At 64.4% G+C, this 17,399-nt stretch carries 18 protein-coding genes; 7 read left to right on the forward strand and 11 right to left on the reverse strand.

From position 1 onward, the window contains the following. Window positions 1–23: 23 nt before the first annotated feature. Genes ACWV14_RS11285 through ACWV14_RS11300 form a run of 4 tightly spaced genes read left to right on the forward strand, consistent with a single transcriptional unit; the run spans window position 24 to window position 3,003 of the window. Window positions 24–827, forward strand: a complete 804-nt coding sequence (locus ACWV14_RS11285) for a HupE/UreJ family protein (protein ID WP_454906661.1) — start codon at window positions 24–26, stop codon at window positions 825–827. A 24-nt stretch (window positions 828–851) separates the two neighbouring features. Next, complete coding sequence (locus tag ACWV14_RS11290) at window positions 852–1,202, forward strand: DUF6488 family protein (protein ID WP_454906659.1); 351 nt, start codon at window positions 852–854, stop codon at window positions 1,200–1,202. 58 nt (window positions 1,203–1,260) lie between these two features. Beyond that, entirely contained in the window at window positions 1,261–1,629 is a 369-nt protein-coding gene (locus tag ACWV14_RS11295) for a hypothetical protein (RefSeq protein WP_454906657.1), read from the forward strand. A 51-nt stretch (window positions 1,630–1,680) separates the two neighbouring features. Continuing rightward, complete coding sequence (locus ACWV14_RS11300) at window positions 1,681–3,003, forward strand: MFS transporter (protein ID WP_454906655.1); 1,323 nt, start codon at window positions 1,681–1,683, stop codon at window positions 3,001–3,003. A gap of 43 nt (window positions 3,004–3,046) precedes the next feature. Here the strand turns inward: ACWV14_RS11300 and ACWV14_RS11305 are convergent, their stop codons facing one another. The 4 genes from ACWV14_RS11305 to merR all read right to left on the reverse strand — a co-directional run bounded on the left by ACWV14_RS11305 (window position 3,047) and on the right by merR (window position 5,724). Beyond that, window positions 3,047–3,253, reverse strand: coding sequence for a hypothetical protein (locus ACWV14_RS11305; protein ID WP_454906653.1), 207 nt, complete (start codon window positions 3,251–3,253; stop codon window positions 3,047–3,049). A 57-nt stretch (window positions 3,254–3,310) separates the two neighbouring features. Next, a complete protein-coding gene (locus ACWV14_RS11310) occupies window positions 3,311–4,573 on the reverse strand; it encodes an MFS transporter (protein ID WP_454906651.1) in 1,263 nt (420 codons plus the stop codon). A 276-nt stretch (window positions 4,574–4,849) separates the two neighbouring features. Beyond that, window positions 4,850–5,239, reverse strand: coding sequence for a YkvA family protein (locus ACWV14_RS11315; protein ID WP_454907830.1), 390 nt, complete (start codon window positions 5,237–5,239; stop codon window positions 4,850–4,852). A 92-nt stretch (window positions 5,240–5,331) separates the two neighbouring features. Continuing rightward, complete coding sequence (merR, locus tag ACWV14_RS11320) at window positions 5,332–5,724, reverse strand: Hg(II)-responsive transcriptional regulator (RefSeq protein ID WP_454906649.1); 393 nt, start codon at window positions 5,722–5,724, stop codon at window positions 5,332–5,334. A 65-nt stretch (window positions 5,725–5,789) separates the two neighbouring features. On the opposite strand from merR, the gene merC reads away from it, so the two are divergent. The 3 genes from merC (at window position 5,790) to ACWV14_RS11335 (ending at window position 8,916) form a co-directional block, all read left to right on the forward strand. Then, the gene (gene merC, locus ACWV14_RS11325) at window positions 5,790–6,212 is read left to right on the forward strand and encodes an organomercurial transporter MerC (RefSeq protein WP_454906647.1); all 423 of its coding nucleotides are present in this window, start codon (window positions 5,790–5,792) and stop codon (window positions 6,210–6,212) included. Next, window positions 6,209–6,445: a GDCCVxC domain-containing (seleno)protein gene (locus ACWV14_RS11330; RefSeq protein WP_454906645.1), complete on the forward strand. Its 237-nt coding sequence runs from the start codon at window positions 6,209–6,211 to the stop codon at window positions 6,443–6,445. Before merC ends, ACWV14_RS11330 begins: the two co-directional genes overlap by 4 nt. An 875-nt stretch (window positions 6,446–7,320) precedes the next feature. Then, entirely contained in the window at window positions 7,321–8,916 is a 1,596-nt protein-coding gene (locus ACWV14_RS11335) for a phospholipase D family protein (RefSeq protein WP_454906643.1), read from the forward strand. A gap of 127 nt (window positions 8,917–9,043) precedes the next feature. Here ACWV14_RS11335 and ACWV14_RS11340 read toward each other — a convergent pair whose 3' ends face one another. The 7 genes from ACWV14_RS11340 to ACWV14_RS11370 form a co-directional block, all read right to left on the reverse strand. Next, entirely contained in the window at window positions 9,044–9,418 is a 375-nt protein-coding gene (locus tag ACWV14_RS11340; protein ID WP_454906642.1) for a hypothetical protein, read from the reverse strand. Further along, window positions 9,406–9,858: a hypothetical protein gene (locus ACWV14_RS11345; protein ID WP_454906640.1), complete on the reverse strand. Its 453-nt coding sequence runs from the start codon at window positions 9,856–9,858 to the stop codon at window positions 9,406–9,408. Before ACWV14_RS11345 ends, ACWV14_RS11340 begins: the two co-directional genes overlap by 13 nt. Then, window positions 9,855–12,977: an efflux RND transporter permease subunit gene (locus ACWV14_RS11350; protein WP_454906638.1), complete on the reverse strand. Its 3,123-nt coding sequence runs from the start codon at window positions 12,975–12,977 to the stop codon at window positions 9,855–9,857. Before ACWV14_RS11350 ends, ACWV14_RS11345 begins: the two co-directional genes overlap by 4 nt. Then, a complete protein-coding gene (locus ACWV14_RS11355; protein WP_454906636.1) occupies window positions 12,974–14,683 on the reverse strand; it encodes an efflux RND transporter periplasmic adaptor subunit in 1,710 nt (569 codons plus the stop codon). Before ACWV14_RS11355 ends, ACWV14_RS11350 begins: the two co-directional genes overlap by 4 nt. Further along, on the reverse strand, window positions 14,680–16,035 hold the full coding sequence (locus ACWV14_RS11360; RefSeq protein ID WP_454906634.1) for a TolC family protein: 1,356 nt from the start codon (window positions 16,033–16,035) through the stop codon (window positions 14,680–14,682). The genes ACWV14_RS11355 and ACWV14_RS11360 overlap by 4 nt, the downstream gene beginning before the upstream one ends. Window positions 16,036–16,175: 140 nt before the next feature. Next, window positions 16,176–16,622 (reverse strand): hypothetical protein, encoded by a 447-nt coding sequence (locus ACWV14_RS11365; RefSeq protein WP_454906632.1) that lies wholly within the window; start codon window positions 16,620–16,622, stop codon window positions 16,176–16,178. 233 nt (window positions 16,623–16,855) lie between these two features. Next, window positions 16,856–17,296, reverse strand: coding sequence for a hypothetical protein (locus tag ACWV14_RS11370; RefSeq protein WP_454906630.1), 441 nt, complete (start codon window positions 17,294–17,296; stop codon window positions 16,856–16,858). Window positions 17,297–17,399: the final 103 nt, after the last annotated feature.

Below are 17,399 nucleotides of genomic sequence, written 5' to 3' on the forward strand. Positions count from 1 at the left end.
CTGTATCCATTGAAAGAGATTTGATGTTGATCCCTCACCGGAAACTTGCTCTGCTGGCGCTCGCCGCGCTGGCGCTGCTGATCGGTCTGCCATTTGACGTGCTCGCTCACGGCATCTCGGAAGCCGACCGCCAGCGCATGCTCAGCGGCGGCTACCTGCAGTACGTCGGCCTTGGCGCCACGCACATGCTCACCGGCTACGACCACCTGCTGTTCCTGTTCGGCGTGGTGTTCTTCCTCACGAGCTTCAGGGACGTGGCCAAGTTCGTCACCGTCTTCACGCTGGGCCACTGCATCACCCTGGTGTTCGCGACGTACTTCAAGATCACCTGGAACTACTACCTGATCGACGCCATCATCGCGATCAGCGTCATCTACAAGGGCTTCGACAACAACGGCGGCTTCCAGAAGTACTTCAACATGAAGTCGCCCAACCTGCTGGTCGCGGTGTTCGGCTTCGGACTGCTGCACGGCTTCGGCTTGTCGACGCGGCTGCAACAGCTTCCGCTCGGCGACGACAGCACCTCGATGCTGATTCGCATCCTGAGCTTCAACCTCGGCGTCGAGATCGGCCAGATCGCCGCGTTGGCCGCGATGGTCGCACTGCTGGCGCTCTGGCGTCATCGCCCGTCGTTCCGGCGCTTCAGCTTCGCCGCCAACCTTGCGCTGGTCTACGCCGGCGTGTTGCTGCTGCTCATGCAACTGCATGGCTACCAGCACGACTCAGATCCCAACGGTTTCCGTTTCCCAGACCAAGAGCACAACCACGCGCACGAGGACATGGAGATTGGAAAGACTGCCGATCCTGGCAGGGATTCCCTCGACTAACCATCATCAAGAAAGGATGACTCAATGAAGAAAATCGCGATGGCCCTGGCCTCGTTTGCAGCCCTCGCCGGCGCTGGTTCCGCCATGGCTTCGGAGGGCGGCAGCTGCCACTTCCATGGCAGCACGCCGGCATCGGAAAAGGTCGTGGTCGATTGCGCCGCCCAGCGCAAGGCCTCGCTGGTCAGCGGCGGCAAGCTCGACAAGAGCTGGGAAGCCGTGAAGGTGGAGAAGGTCGAACAGATCGACGGCAAGAAGGGCAAGGAGTGGAAGGTGAGCTTCAAGAACACGGCCGTTGCGGCAGCCGACAAGAGCACGCTCTACGTCTTCCTCAGCCTGCCGGGCAACTACATCGCCTCGAACTTCTCGGGAAAGTGACGTCTGCATGGCCTGTGGGCGGGGTGCATGCCGGACCGCGGGCCATCGGAGATCGACCATGAACATTCAACGTCGCCGCGCCATGGGTGCGGCTGTTGGCCTCATCGGCGCTGCGCTCGCGGGCTGCGCCACCGTCTACGAGGGAAGGTATTCCTTCAGCGATGGCTGGCGCAAGGCGCGGGTCGAGGAAATTGGCGCCGCCTCAGCGCTGCGACAGTCCTCTCTCAACGACTGTCGCAGCAGTGCGACGGCCGAACAATTGGCCACGCGGACGTACGCATTGCTGTCCTATGTGGACTTCAACCACCGCAGGACACGCATCGTTGCGTTGCCGCCTGAGGCGCGCTTCGAAAAAGGTGCGCCTGTCTATGTCAAGCTGCGAAGTTGCGCGGGAGACGTGGCGCCACAAATCGCCGCGACTTCCTGATCGTTGCCTGAATCGCCGAGAAAACTCCAAGGAATCAAGAAAAGGCGCTACATGCTGGACGTACTACGAAACAGAACCTACCGACACTTGTTCTTCGCGCAGGTGATCGCGCTGGTCGGCACCGGTCTCGCGACCGTCGCGTTGAGCCTGCTGGCCTTCGATCTGGCCGGCCCCAACGCCGGCGCTGTGCTGGGCACTGCACTGGCGATCAAGATGGTCGCGTACATCGGCGTTGCACCCATCGCCTCGGCCTTTGCCGAACGGTTGCCACGCCGCGCTGTGCTCGTCGCGCTCGACCTCGTGCGCGCCGTCGTGGCGCTCTCTCTGCCGTTTGTCACCCAGATCTGGCAGATCTACATCCTGATCTTCGTGCTGCAGTCGGCCTCGGCCGCGTTCACGCCCACCTTCCAGGCGACCATCCCCGATGTGCTGCCCAAGGAGGAGGACTACACCCGCGCGCTGTCGCTGTCCCGTCTGGCCTATGACTTGGAAAGCCTCGCGAGCCCAGCGTTGGCTGTGCTGCTCCTGACCGTCGTGAGCTATCACAGCCTGTTCGGCGGCACTGTCGTGGGCTTCCTGGCTTCGGCCGCGCTGGTTGTCTCTGCGGTACTGTCGAAGGCCAAGGTACCTCCGAAGCGCGGCATCTACGAGCGCACCACACGCGGACTGCGCATCTACCTGGCCACGCCGCGCCTGCAGGGCCTGCTCGCCCTGAATCTCGCGATCGCCTCCGGTAGCGCGATGGTGATCGTCAATACCGTGGTGATCGTTCAATCTGGCTTCGGCCTGACACAGACTTCGACTGCGATGGCGCTCGCGCTCTTCGGCGCCGGCTCCATGCTCGTCGCATTGGCGTTGCCCAAGCTGCTCGAACGTCTGCCAGAGCGGCGTGTCATGCTAAGTGGCGCTGGGCTGATTGCCGTCGGTCTTCTTGTGGGCTTCGTGGCCGCCACCCGATATGCGGCCTTGCTGCCGCTGTGGTTCGTTCTCGGCCTGGGCTACTCGCTGGCGCAGACACCGTCCGGGCGACTGCTCCGGCGCTCCTCGCACGAAGAAGACCGGCCGGCGCTCTTTGCCGCACAGTTCGCCTTGTCGCATGCGTGCTGGCTGATCACCTATCCACTGGCGGGGTGGCTCGGCGCCACGGCCGGAGTGGCGATGAGCTTTGTCGCGCTTGGCCTGCTGGCGAGCGCTGCGGTATTGCTTGCGGCCTACCTTTGGCGCGAACAGGACACGGCAGAAATCCCGCACAGTCATGACGATCTGCCTCGCGACCATCCGCATCTGCAACAGGCACATTCAACCGGCGACGGCAGTGCACGGCATGCCCACGTCTACGTCATCGACGACGATCATCCGCGCTGGCCGTCGTGAGAGTGAAAGGGCGGGAACGCGTCACTGTGCCCGATTACAGCGGTCAATCTGCCGTGACCGCTTTGACGTAAAGCTCGACGACCAGCCATCCAATCAGCGCGGCTGCGCCGATGACCAGCAGCACTGAAGCAGCGACTCGCTCAAGCTGCTTGAACGCCGACCGCAAGGCCGAGCGATTGACCAAGGAATCACCATGCAGGCGTTTCATGGAGGTGATTTTTGATCGTTCGGCGCCCGAAGTAAAAGCCATGCGGAGCGAGATGTTTCTTGCCGAACGGAAGCAAGCGGATCCCTGCGCGACGGGCGGTTACTCCCCATCAAGTCGATCCCGTCGCATGGCGCGCCACAGCGTGAGGTCGTAGGTGATCTTGAGCAGCCCGCACACGATGAGCGGCAGCGAGATCCAGCCGGCCGCGAAGAGCGCGCCGCTGATTGTCGGACTGAGGGCTGCGGCCAAGCTCCGGGGCACTGCCGTGAAACTTGCTGCTGCGGCGCGCTCGGCCGGCGTCACGACAGCCATCACGTAAGCCGTCCGCGTGGGGACATCCATCGACGACAGTGCGCTGCGGATCGTCAGCAGGCCCAGCGCGATCGGCAGGTTGGGCGACAGCGCAGCCAACACCAGGCAGACGTTGGCCGGAAGGTGCGTGAAGACCATGGTGTTGAGCAACCCGATGCGCTGCGCAACCACCGGCGCGGCGAGTTGCGACGCCGCGCCCATCAAGCCAGTCCAGAAGAAAAACACGCCTGCCTGGGTGAGCGAGAAGCCGAACCGTTCGAGCAACCAGAGCGACATCAGGGCGTTGACCGTCAGCCCGCCAGCGAAGGCATCGACGCTGAAGAGCGCCGCCAGCCGCACTACTACGCGACGTGACGCGCCGAGCGGCGCCGGTGCAACAGGAGGACTGTCTGGGTTGCTGCCTCCAGTGTGCGCCGGCAGGTTCCGATAGAGCCAAAAGACGGTCAACCCGATCGCGGCATACACGACAAACATCCCCCGCAGTGCATCCAGGCGCGCGAACTCGCTGTGTCGCACCAACCAGTCCGGCACGGCGGCGGCCAAGGCCCCCAGCGCGGCGCACAGCGCGCCCACGAGGCTGTAGCGTGCAAACAGCGCGGTTCGCGCGTGACCCTGAGCCGCCGCTGCCAGGCGCGCATGTTCCAGCGGAAGGAAAACGCTCACGTCGCCAGAGCTGGGGTTGAGCGTGCCGACCAGCGCGACGACCAGCAACGGCCAGAACGATGACAAGCCCGCGAAGCCCAGTCCAGTGGCGGCCATCAGCAAGGCGGCACCGCGCAGCAGCCGTCTGCCGGCGAAGCGGTATCCCCAGGCTCCGACGGCGAGCGTGGCCAACGCGGAGCCCAGCATCGTCGCCGTGCTCAGGATGCCCACCTCCAGCGTGCCTAGTCCGATCGACAGCAGATAGGCCGGCAGCAGGACCGCCATGTACCCGTCGCTGAAGGCGCGCAGGCCTCGGGCGACAAGCAGCGGTAAAGCTCCTGGTTCGACCCCGGTGGGTAGCAGCCGCGCGAGACCAAGGCGGGGATCATGCAAGGGAGCGGCGCTCATCAGGTTTGCTCAAGCAGGTACTTCAAGCTGGAATCGTTGGCTGCCGGTAGTGCGTCTCGTCACCTTGGCATCATGCGTACAAGGCGCGGTACATCACGAGACCGTACTTCAGCATCACAGACCGTTGGCCCCGTGTAAGCATCTCGCAACAAGCGGCCCCTCGGCTAAGCAACACCAGCAGAACTCCTTCATGGTGCTTTCCGATACGGCCGACCACGCAACTGTGGCATGAAGTAGCGGGCCAGGTGCGGCCCAACGTCATGTTCATTGATCGGCCTAGCCTTGTCGAAGCCATCTCCACAACACAACGCCGGCACCGACCCAAATCACAAGGATGAGCGCAGCACCCCAAAGACTGCGCAGCTTGCTTTCACCGCGGCTCATCCATTCGTCCGCCGTGACGCGGCAGTCAGCGAGGACTTCCCGAGGCAGCAGTCGGATCGTCAGCCAGATCAGACCGGGCAACAAGAGCGCATCGTCCAGATACCCCAGCACGGGAATGAAGTCCGGGATCAAGTCGATCGGGCTGAGAGCGTAGGCGACGACGAATGCAGCAAGCGCCTTTACGTGCCAGGGGGTTTTTGGATGCCGATAGGCGAACCACAGCGTCACCGCATCCCGCTTGACACGCTGCGCCCATTGCTGGATGCCTTGCAGAATTGACAGCGAAACTCCTTCGGTTGATTGCTGTGGATCGATGCGATCGAACGAAGCCGCAGCCCGATCTTCTGCGGCGACCTGCTCAACATCCCACGGCGCTACTCTTGCAGCGCCTCGATCAACGGGCAGGATAGTCTGGCGCCGTTCCTGCAGCAGTCGTCAATCAATGTCGACAGGGCCGATTCAATACGATGAAGGTCCGCCAGCCTCGCACGCACATCGGCAAGTTTTTGTGCCCCGAGTTGACGAGCGTCGCCGCAATGCGTGCCATCTTCCAATGTCAGCAATCCGGCCACTTCGTCGAGGCTGAAGCCGAGGCTCTGCGCGGACTTCACGAACCGAACTCTCGCCACATCTTTCTGGCCGTATCGCCGGATGCTGCCGTAAGGCCGGTCCGGTCGCGGTAGCAGCCCCTTGCGTTGATAGAACCGGATGGTTTCAACATTGACCCCTGCGGCCCGCGCGAATACGCCGATGCTTAGTTGATCCATGCCGCTTGACTCCGTACTTGACTACGGAAGTATTGTGAACTCCTCGAAAAACATGGATGCACTCGATGGAATGGATCGCACGAACGGCCGACAAGGTCGGCGCCTTGGGCAGCATTGTCTCGGCCGCGGCGTGCCCAGCGTGTTTCCCCGCTCTGGCAAGCCTGGGGGCCGCGGCGGGCCTTGGTATCTTCAGCGGCTACGAAGGCCTGTTTCTCACCACCCTGCTGCCACTGTTCGCCGGCGTTGCCCTGGTGGCCAATGCCGTCGGCTGGTATCGCCATCGTCAATTGCGTCGCGGCTTGATGGGAATGATCGGTCCGACGATGGTGCTCGCGGCCATGCTGCTCTTCTTCGGCCGATGGTGGACCGCCGAGTTGCTGTACGCTGGGCTGGGCTCGATGGTTGGCGTATCGCTGTGGGATCTTCTGTCGCCAGCGCACAGGAGATGCCGTGGGAATGGCTGCGAGATTGGGAGGGCGCACCAATGACGCGAGGACAAGGCGTGCACGGCGCAATTAGCTTCGAGTCCGTGCTGACATGCCCACACTGCGGCCACGCGAAGCGGGAGGAGATGCCTGTGGACGCCTGTCAGTTCTTCTACGAATGCGAGAACTGTAAGATCTTGCTTCGTCCGAAATCCGGCGACTGCTGTGTGTTCTGTTCGTTCGGTTCGGTGAAATGCCCGCCAATCCAAGGGCAGCAAAACTGTTGCAGTCCATAGCGCACGCGCGCAACCTCGCGTTCCGTAGTCCCGCCGCGTCACTCTCCGGGCGCGTGGCGAGCCAGCACGGCAATCGATGTGGGCACCTGCTGAGGAAGCAGCTCTCCTCAGTTGTTACTCAGCAGGTGCGCTTGCGACTATCTTTCGCCGGACGGAATGGTGCCGTCTCGCATAGCCTGAAGGGTCTCTTTTCGAACTTCATCGCGTGTCTTTCCCGGACCGCTCTTGGCGACAGGCCATGGGGCGCCATAGCGACTCGCCCATGTCCAGAACGGATGCTTCTGAGCGGTTTCGAGTTCTGCGGTGATCTGGGCTCGGGGTTTGGCCGGCCCTGCATGCTCGGGGTGGTAGACCACCCCCGCTTCCGTTGGCGCGAAGTGGGACGGCTCCGCGTAGGTCGGGGGCGCGAGAACAACTGCGCCAATGACCATGGCAAGCGCTGAACCTATACGTTTTGACGACATGACACTCTCCTTTGACCGTGTGAGTGCATGCCGGGCCCAAAAGCCATGACAGCCCGGATGCGCTCGGTAGGCCGTCGGTTGATCTCCCTGTCGTCAGTCTAAAAATCCAACCCGTCGATTGCCGCACAGGTGGATTACAAATACTTCATCTGCCGTCGCACCCGTGTCTGGAACGATCGAACGGCGGCATCGCTTTCACATGATCTCAGGCGCTTGAATGCACCTCTTCGCGTCGCATGGAACGCAGCGCATCATCATCTTGCGGGGCCAAAGTGAGAGGAGTCAGCATCCGGGATAGGTGGCGCGTCTTTTCAGCGACCGCGGCCCGCGTTTGCCGAAACTCGGCTTAAATTCCTCGGCTTGATCGATGGCTGTGCTCTCCAACTTTCCTGTGCGGCAAGACCGCTCGACATGAAGCAACAGATTTTGAACAGACCGGCTCCCCTTTGGCGCGTTGCGATGGCGAGCACCTTGCTCGCCTTGTCTGGCTGCCTCGGGTTGCCCCCGTCGCCCCCGTCGTCGCCCACTCACACACTTGCCGCCTCGGTAGACGCACCGCTGTCCAAAGTCGTAGAAGCCTCACGCGCGGAGCAAGGAGCCAGTGGCTTTCGCTTGCTGCCCTCCGGGCCGGACGCGCTGCAGGCACGCCTTGAGCTTGCGCGATTGGCCACGCGGTCGTTGGACCTGCAGTACTTCATCTTTCAATCCGACTCCACGGGTCGCGAGATGATGCGGGCCTTGCGAGATGCCGCGGCGCGGGGAGTTCGAGTGCGCCTGTTGATCGACGATCTATATACGCAGGGTCAGGACGAACTGCTGGCATGCTTGGCCGCGCACGAGCGCGTCGAGGTGCGGCTTTTCAACCCGTTCGCGTTGAGGGCTGGCGGCGTGTTCGCTCGATTTGCGGCATCGCCATTTTTCCTCGGTCGCTTGAACCACCGAATGCACAACAAGTTGTTCGTCGCAGATGCAGCCTGGGCGATCACCGGGGGGCGCAACATTGGCGATGAATACTTCACGCGCAATGACGCGGGCAACTTCATCGACCTGGACGTGCTGGCTGCAGGAGAAGTCGTCGGTGACATGTCTCGCCAGTTCGACCTCTACTGGAACAGCGCCGCCACTGTGCCTATCGAACACGTCGCCGCGCGGTCGGCGCCCGCGCACGCGCTGCGCGATCGCTTCGAGACGCTGACCCAGTCAGCATCGGCTCCGGCGCTGGGGGGGGGCGATGCACCAGACGCACTGGGCCGCTCATCGGTCGCGAAGGAGTTCGCTGCCGGCCGTGTGCATCTGGCGTGGGGCGACGGGGAATCCTACGCAGACCTGCCTGGCAAGGCGCTTTCCGCATCACAGACACAGGGAAGACAAGAGCACGGCTCTAACCTCGTGAGGCTCAACGCCTTGGAGCACATCCGTGCCGCATCAAGGGAAATATTGCTTACTTCACCCTATTTCATTCCGGGGCGAGCCGGCGTGGACCTCCTGGCCGAAGCGGCTCGCAGAGGTGTCAAGGTCAGTGTGTTGACCAATTCACTAGCGTCGACCGATCAGCCACTCGTACACGGGGCCTATCGGCGCTATAGACCAGCGCTCCTGACGGCCGGTGTTGCGCTGTTCGAGTTGAGCCCGCAGCGCGCCGGGCGTGAAGAGCAGCGCAAGCTCTTTGGACTGTCTGTGGGGGGACTGCATACCAAGTCGTTGGTGATCGACAGAAAGGAGTTGTTCGTCGGCTCGATGAATTTCGACCCTCGCTCCGATCGCATCAACACCGAAAGCGCGTTAGCGATCCATGTTGCGGAAGTTGCCGAAGATGCTGCACGTCTTTCCGCATTGTCCAAAATGCAGGCGGCGCATCAACTACGGCTGTCCGAAGGACAGGCGATCGAATGGATCACACCGGCCGGCGGCGAGGGGCCCATTCATCCGGACGAACCCGAGTCGGAATTCTGGCAAAAAATCTGGTTGCTGCTCACCAGCGAATTCGCACCGGAAGGCTGGCTGTAATGCGCTGATGGTCGGCAATGTGCCGTGCGAGAAAGATCCCGTTGAGCCGAGACCCACGAACGCGTTTGGCTTCGACCTACAGCGCTTGTGCTTCGGCGCCCGGAACACGCGGGTCTGCGCCGGGCGCTCAAAGCACTACGAGGGCACGTTTGCACGCCCTCAACTGGGCTTCATAGCGGGCCCGGCGCTGGCGGTTTTCTCCCGGCGTGGTCAGTGCGCGTGGACCGTGGTCCAGCGGCAGTACGAGGGGCGGCGGCGGGCAGTTCGGCGAGCCTTTGCCGGAGAGCATGTCGGCGCGGCGCTCGGCGGCAGCCACCTGCTGGGACTTGCGCGCTTTCTCGATGACCTGGAAATCGGGACCCGCCAGAGCGGGCAAGGCGACGCCCAAGGTCAGGGTGCTGACGAGGATGAGGAATGACTTTTTCATGATGAACTCCTGGAATTGATCGGAAGGAAACAAAAGCGAGCCGCAACGCTCGCCATCGCCGATCAATCCAGCCACCGGCAGTACAGGATGCGCACTGGCAACCGTACGTACCGACCTCCCTCGTCGAAATACTCCCCATCCGGTACCGACGCCACATGCACCGGCCACGCCGCGGCCTCATGTTCGCGGCACTCACCACCGACCGTGTGCAGCGATGGCGCCGGGGCGCTGTAGCACAGCGCGCAGGGCATGGCATCCATGGCCACAGGCATTGTGGCCACGCCCATGACTGCGACAACAACAGGTCCCGCCGCGACCTGAGTGACCGCGCGTGCCGTCCGCCCGTCCTCCTGCGAAACAGGCATCGACGCCTGCGCTGCCGTGCCGAACAAAGCAAGAAACAGGTACAGGAGCACCGCAGCGCCGAAAGAGATGCGGCGTCGTTGCGGGCGATCAGGCTGGGCCATGGCCTTTTCTCCAGAACGCGCGGCGAGGTGCGTGCCGATGTTCGTCATTCGCGTGGCCGCCGCATCAGCAGGTACGCCGCGGGAATGACGAACATCGACAGCAACGGGGCCGTGATCATGCCGCCCACCATCGGTGCGGCAATGCGCTGCATCACCTCCGAGCCCGTGCCTGTTCCCCACATGATCGGGAACAGGCCCGCCAGGATGACCGCCACCGTCATGGCCTTGGGGCGCACGCGAAGCACCGCGCCTTCGCGGATCGCGTCCAGCAGGTCGTCGGTGCTTGTCTTGCCCTCGTCGACGCGCTCGTCCCAGGCGTGCTTCAGGTACAGCAGCATGATCACGCCGAACTCCGCCGACACCCCCGCGAGTGCGATGAATCCGACCGCGCCGGCGACAGACAGGTTGTAGCTGAGCAGGTAGAGCAGCCAGATCCCCCCGACCAGCGCGAACGGCAGCGCCGCCATGATCAGCAAAGCTTCGTCGAAGCGCTTGAAGGTCAGGTACAGCAGCACGAAGATGATGAGCAGCGTGAACGGCACCACCACCTTCAGTTTCGCCGTGGCGCGCTCGAGGAACTCGAACTGGCCGGACCACGACACCGCGTAGCCCGGCGGCAGCTTCACTTCCTTCGCAACCACGCGCTGCATGTCCTGCACCGCCGAACGCAGGTCCCTGCCGCGAATGTCCACATAGACCCAGCCCGACAGCCGTGCGTTCTCGCTGCGCAGCATCGGCGGCCCGTCGGTGACGCGGATGTCCGCCACGTCGGAGAGCACCAGTCGCGCGCCGCGCTCGGTGACGACCGGCAGGGCCCGTAGTTGCTCCAGCGAGTCGCGGATCTCGCGCGGGTAGCGCACGTTGATCGGGAAACGCTGCAGGCCTTCGACCGTCTCGCCGATGTTCTCGCCACCCACCGCCGAGGCGATGACCGATTGCACGTCGGCGATGTTCATCCCGAACCGCGCTGCCTCGTCGCGCTTGATGTTCACGTCCACGTAGCGGCCGCCTGTGAGCCGCTCGGCCAAGGCGCTCGACACGCCTGGAACGTCTTTAAGGACGCGCTCGATCTCGCCGGTGATGCGGTCGATGGTGGCAAGGTCAGTGCCCGCCACCTTCACGCCCACCGGGCTCTTGATGCCCGTGGCGAGCATGTCGATGCGGTTGCGGATCGGCGGTACCCAGATGTTGGTCAGGCCGGGCACCTTGACGATACGGTCGAGCTCCTCGACCAGTTTGTCCTGCGTCATGCCGGCGCGCCACTGCTCGCGCGGCTTGAACTGGATGGTCGTTTCGAACATCTCCATGGGCGCCGGATCGGTTGCCGACTCCGCACGTCCGGCCTTGCCATAGACGCTCGCCACTTCGGGAACCGTCTTGATCAGCCGGTCGGTTTGCTGCAGCAACTCGCCGGCCTTGCCCGCCGACAGCCCCGGCAATGCCGATGGCATGTAGAGCAGGTCGCCCTCGTCCAGGCGCGGCATGAACTCGCCACCGATGTGCTGCAGCGGCCAAAGGCTCAGCACCAACACGACCACGGCGCCCGCCAGCGTCAGTTTGGGCCAGCGCAGTACCGCGTTCAACAGCGGCTGATAGACGGCGATGAGCAGCCGGTTCAAGGGATTGGTCTTCTCATCGGGAATCCTGCCGCGAATCAGATAGCCCATCAACACCGGGATCAACGTCACCGAGAGCCCGGCTGCCGCCGCCATCGCGTAGGTCTTGGTGAAGGCCAGCGGCGAGAACATCCGCCCTTCCTGGGCTTCCAGCGTGAAGACAGGGATGAACGACAGCGTGATGATGAGCAGCGAGAAGAACAACGCGGGGCCCACCTCGACGGCCGAGTCCGCGATCACACGCCAATGGGTTTCTCCATGCAGCGTCTGGTCCGGATGATCGTGCTTCCACTTCTCGATGTGCTTGTGGGCGTTCTCGATCATCACCACCGCCGCGTCGACCATCGCGCCAATGGCGATCGCGATGCCGCCGAGCGACATGATGTTGGCATTGACGCCCTGGTAGCGCATCACGATGAACGCCGCCAGGATGCCGATCGGCAGCGAGACGATCGCGACGAACGCGGAACGCAGGTGGAACAGGAAGATGAAGCACACCACCGCGACAACGATGAATTCCTCGAGCAGCTTGAAGCCCAGGTTGCGGACCGCCCGCTCGATCAGATTGGACCGGTCGTAGGTCGGCACGATCTCCACTCCCTTGGGCAGACCGGCCTGCAGGGTCTGGAGCTTTTCCTTGACGGCGGTGATGGTCTCCAGCGCGTTCTTGCCCGAGCGCATCACGATCACGCCACCGACGGCTTCGCCTTCACCATCGAGCTCGCCGATACCGCGGCGCATCTCCGGCCCGACCTGGATGCGCGCGACGTCTCCCAGCCGCACCGACACACCTGCATCCGTCGTCATCAACGGAATCTTGCGGAAATCCTCCAGGCCCTGGAGGTAGCCCGAGGCGCGCACCATGTATTCCGCCTCGCCGAGTTCGAGCACCGAGCCGCCTGTTTCCTGGTTGGCTTTCTGGATCGCCTCCACCGCCTTGGTGTGCGGGATGCGGTAGGCGGCGAGCTTCTCGGGATCGAGCACGACCTGGTACTGGCGCACCATGCCACCGATCGAGGCGACCTCGGCCACGTTGGGCACGGTCTTCAGTTCGTACTTGAGGAACCAGTCCTGCAAGGCGCGCAGCTGCGAGGCGTCCTGTGTGCCGCCACGGTCGACCAGCGCGTACTGATAGATCCACCCCACGCCGGTGGCATCGGGGCCGAGCGAGGCCTTGGCAGCCGCCGGCAGGCGTGACTGCACCTGGTTCAGGTATTCGAGCACCCGCGAGCGTGCCCAGTAGAGATCGGTACCGTCCTCGAACAGCACATAGACGAACGAGTCCCCGAAGAACGAATAACCGCGGACCGTCTTCGCGCCCGGCACCGACAGCATGGTGGTGGTCAGTGGGTAGGTGATCTGGTTCTCGACAATGCGCGGTGCCTGGCCGGGATAGGTCGTGCGAATGATGACCTGCACGTCCGAGAGGTCGGGCAGCGCGTCCAACGGTGTGCGCAGGACAGAATACACGCCCCACGCACTGAGCATCACCGTGGCCAGCAGCACAAGGAAGCGGTTGGCGATGGACCACCGAATCAGCTTGGCGATCATGGCTTGCTTCCCGGGGTTGCGGGCGCAGCTGGCGTAGCGACTGGAGGGGCCTTGGAGTCCGCAGAGGTGCCTGCCATGGGAGCCGTTGCCATGGGTGTCACCCGGGTGAGCTGCGGCAGGTCGTCCGTGTCGATGAAGAACTCGAAGCTCGCGCGGTCGCCGGGCTTCAGGCTGCCTGGCGCGCCGCCGGGCGGCAGCTTGAACTCCATGGTCATCGCGCCCCACTTCATCGTCGGGATCGGCCCGTGCGAGAAGGTCATCGCGTCCTTGGTGATGCTTTCCACCTTGCCTTCGCCCACATGCCTCGGAGCCCCTGCAGCCGTTGCGGCGGGAGCAGCGGCGATAGGCGCTGCAGCGCCGGGCGCAGCATTCAGGCGCGCCTCGACACCCTTGAGGCTGGCCTCCGAGTCGATCAGGAACTGCGAGGACACCACGACACGCTGGCCGGCCTGCAACCCGCGCTTGATCTCGGTCTGGCCGCCGGTTTCCAGGCCGATCTCGACGTCGACCGGCCGGAACCGGCCGTTGTCCTCCGCCAGCATGACAACCGCGCGCTTGCCCGTCTGGATGACGGCTTCGGTCGGGATCAGCAGCGCCTTGTCGGCACGCATGTCCGTGAACTGCATCGACACGAACATGCCGGGCACCAGCCTGCCGGTCGGATTGGCCAGCTCCAGGCGTGCCTTCAGTGTGCGCGTCGCCGGATTCACATCGGGAAGAATGGCCTGCACCTTGCCGTCGAAGGTCTCGCCGGGCGCGGCAGGCGTTCGGGCCTGCACCCGGGCGCCCAGTCGCACCAGCGCCGATTGGCTCTCGGGCACTTCGGCATTGGCCCAGACAGTGGCCAGGCCGTTGATGCGAAACAGCGTGGTGCCGGCGCTCACCGTCATGCCTTCGCGCGCAGCCAACTCCGTGACGACGCCGCCGATGGGCGCGACCAACGTGATGCGCGGCTGCGTGCGACCGCTGCGAGCGACGAGTTCGATCTGCCCATCGTTCATGCCGACCTGGCGCATGCGTTGGCGCGCGCCGTCGACCAGCGAGGCCAGGTCCGTGCCGCGCATGCGCTGAACCGACAGGAACTCCTCCTGTGCCGCGATCCATTCCGGGACATAGAGCTCGGCCAGTGGCTGGCCTTTTTTGACCGGATCGAGCGTGGCGCGCACGTTCAGGCGTTCGACGTAGGCGGTCGCCCGGGCCTGCACGATGACCTGGTCGCGCTCGTTGAAGGCGATGCTGCCGACGGTGGTCACTTGCGGCGACACGGTGCCCTCGGACACGAGAGCGGTTCGCACGCCCAGGTTCTGCTGCACGCGCGCACTCACCGTCACGCTGTTCTGGTCGCCATCGCCGCCTGCGTAGACCGGCGACATCATCATGTCCATGAAGGGCGACTTGGCCGGCTTGTCGAACCTGTTTCCGGGCACCATGGGGTCGTGGTAGTAGAGGATCTTCTTGCCGTTGGCCGGGTCGGTGTCGCCGGCCTTGAGGCCCGCTGCGATGTGGCGCCGGGTGGCGTCTTCGCCCGTCTCGTTGGGGGAAGCCGGGGTTGCCGCCGGGGGGATGGTCGCTGCCGGGCTCCCGTCGGCGGCGGGTTCCGAGGCCATGCTCCTGCCGCGCTGCAATCCGAGGGTGTACGCGCCGACTGCGGCCGCAGCGAGGACCGCTGCGGCGATCAATCCAAGGAAGAAGGGCTTGGTTTTCATTGTTGTGGTTCCTTGGCGTCTATGGTTGTTGCCGGCGCGTCGGCAGTGACGGCCGGCTGGCCGGCGGGAATCAGGAATTCGAGTTGGGCCCATAGGGCGGCGGTTTCCATTTCGAGGCGCAGGCGTTCCATGCGCGTGTCGATCTCCGTGCGTCGCGCCTCGAGCGCCGCGCTCAGGGTTGCCGCGCCGCCGCGGTACGCGGCCAGCACCGCCTGGGTGCGATCGGCCGCCAGCGGGATCAGGGCACTGTCGTATTGCGTGAGGCGCTTGCGGTTGCTCTGCCATTGCTGCAGCAGCGAGAGCGCTTCGGCGGTGTTCTCGCGGGTGGCCTCTTCGCGCTGAGCCTGCATCTGCTCAGCCGTCGCGAGCTTGGCAGCAAGCTCCCGGTCCTGCCGGTTCCTCTGGTCGAGCTGCAGTGGAATCGACACGTTGAGAGACACCATGTTCGAGTAGGACGGGCCGCGCTGGCTGTACATCAGCTCGACGGTCCAATCGGAACGTTTGTTGCTCTGAGCGATGTCGGCTTCGGCGCGCGCCACGGCCTCCTGCTTCGCCATCAACGCAATCTGCGGATGGGCCTCGATCTGGCTTTCCAGATGGTCGGTGTCGAGCCGGACCGTCGCCAACTCCGGGAGCTTGCCCGACAGCTGAACATGGCTGCGCCCGATCCATCGGGCCAGGCGCGTCTGGGCCGTGGCGATCTGGCGATCTTGCTGAAGAATGCGGTCATCCAGCTGTGCCAATGCCGAGCGGGCCGCGAAGACGTCGGCCTGTGTGCCTCTACCGCCTCGGTAGGCGGCTTCCGCGCCCTCGATCTGCAGCATCAACTCCGCGCGCTGGTTCTGCAGCAGGTCGCGCATGTGCGCCTGAAAGTAGCGCTCGAGCCAGGCCACGGTGGTGTCGCGCCGCAGATTGGCCAAGGCTACTGCGCGGGCGGCTTCGGCAGCTTCGGCCTCCCGGTCGAAGCGCGCCGCGCGCGCCTGGCGCTTGTCCGCGCGGGTGAATTCCTGCATCACGCCGATCGAGCGCATGGTCATGAAATCGCGCGTGAGGCTGAAACGATCGCTGCCGTTGACTGGCAGGTTGCTGATCCCGGCCTTCAGCACGGGGTCGGGCAATTGCCCGGCGGCCACGGCCATGGAACGCGCGGCACCGGCGGCCGCGTCCTGCGCGACGAGCTGGCGCGAACGCTCTTCGGCAAGCCGCAGCGCCGAGTCGAGCGTGAGCGCCTGTGGGGACTGTTGCGCCTGGGCGCCGAGGCCGAGGGCGCCAACGCAAAGCGTCAACGCCACAGCCCAATGACGGGGCCAGCGCCGTGTATTCGGTCTGGCGGGGGAAAAAACGGTGAACATGCGATCTCCTGACAACAACCCCCGAGGGGTCAAGTGTCGGGCCGCTACGCCACGCCAGGCGAAACCTGTGCGGACGGCACGGCACGACCGATGCGCCGTCCCGGCTCGCGAGAGCCGTCGGCGCAGCGTCGGTCAGTGGATCAAGTTCGGTAGACGCAGTGCAGGATGGCGTGCGGGGGCGAGGCCGCAACCAGTGCACTCAAGGAAGCCGCTGCAGGGCGTGGAGGCTGTGTCGCCTCGGGTGCCCAAGGCGTCAGGAGAAGCGGCGCCAGCAGCGCGACGGGGATCGTCAGCGTGGACGCATGGTCGCTTTGCTGGCCGAACTTGCAGTGTTCGGCACACAGGTTGGCGGAGCCTGCCTCTGTCATGCCGGCCATGTCGCCGCAGGGAGGCGACTGCGTGGCCTCGTCGGTGCTTGCATGGACCACCGCGGTCGTATCGCTGGCCATCTGCATCGCGCCCGCCGGATCCGTGGTCATGGCGTCCGATGAGAGCGCAGGGCACGCATAGGCGGCGATCGCCAGCTGCGCGAACAGCAGCACACCGACCAGTCCGCGGGCGATCAGATGCACCAGCCGGCGTGTCATGACCGCGTCCTTGGCAATGCAGACCAAAGCACGTTCGTGGCGCAGGGTGTGCCATGACCGTGCTCGGACAGGGTTGCAATGGGGGCCATGATAGAACGCGTGAAACGCTGCGATGCTGTGGGTACGCGAGGTAGTTTCGCGAATTCTAGGCCCTGTGGTTCAGGAAAGCCCGCAAGTCGCGCCAATGCACGCGGCTTGCGGTATGGAGCGCTCCAGGTCGGTGCGCCGATCCATCAGCGGCTGGCGGTCGCAGCCGACTGCGAACCCTGCCGCGTGATGCGTTCCACCAGGGCCCCGAACTCGGGGCCGTTGCGCAGCCGTGCGTACTCGGCGGCGGCCTGCCTGTACGCGGGACGCGACACGTCGGCGCCCGCCTCGCCGTTGGTGGCGGCGGCCAGGCCCGACCGAATCCAGGTCAAGGTGTCGGCCTGGACGACGGCGCTGCTGTTCGCGCCAACGCTGACGACAGCGCGCGGATTGCCCTCGGGGTAGCCCTGGTCGGCCGCGCTCTGCAGCCAGCGCTGCGTATCCGAGGCAACCGCGGCGCGGCTGGTGCTGGAAGTCAGCGCAACGGGGCGGGGGTCACCTTCGGCATAGTTGCCGGCCAGTGCGGGGCCAGCGATCGCACCAAGCAGTGCGGCCAGCGTGAGAGAGGTCTTGAGTGAAGTCTTCATGATTGGTCCTTTGGCAGTGGGAAGATGGGCCTTTTCGGAAGTGAAAAGCGCTTGGCTTGTCTTTCCGATGTCCCAACTCTAGGCCGCGGGTCCGCGAGTTACC

This window comes from Variovorax durovernensis (assembly GCF_977011995.1).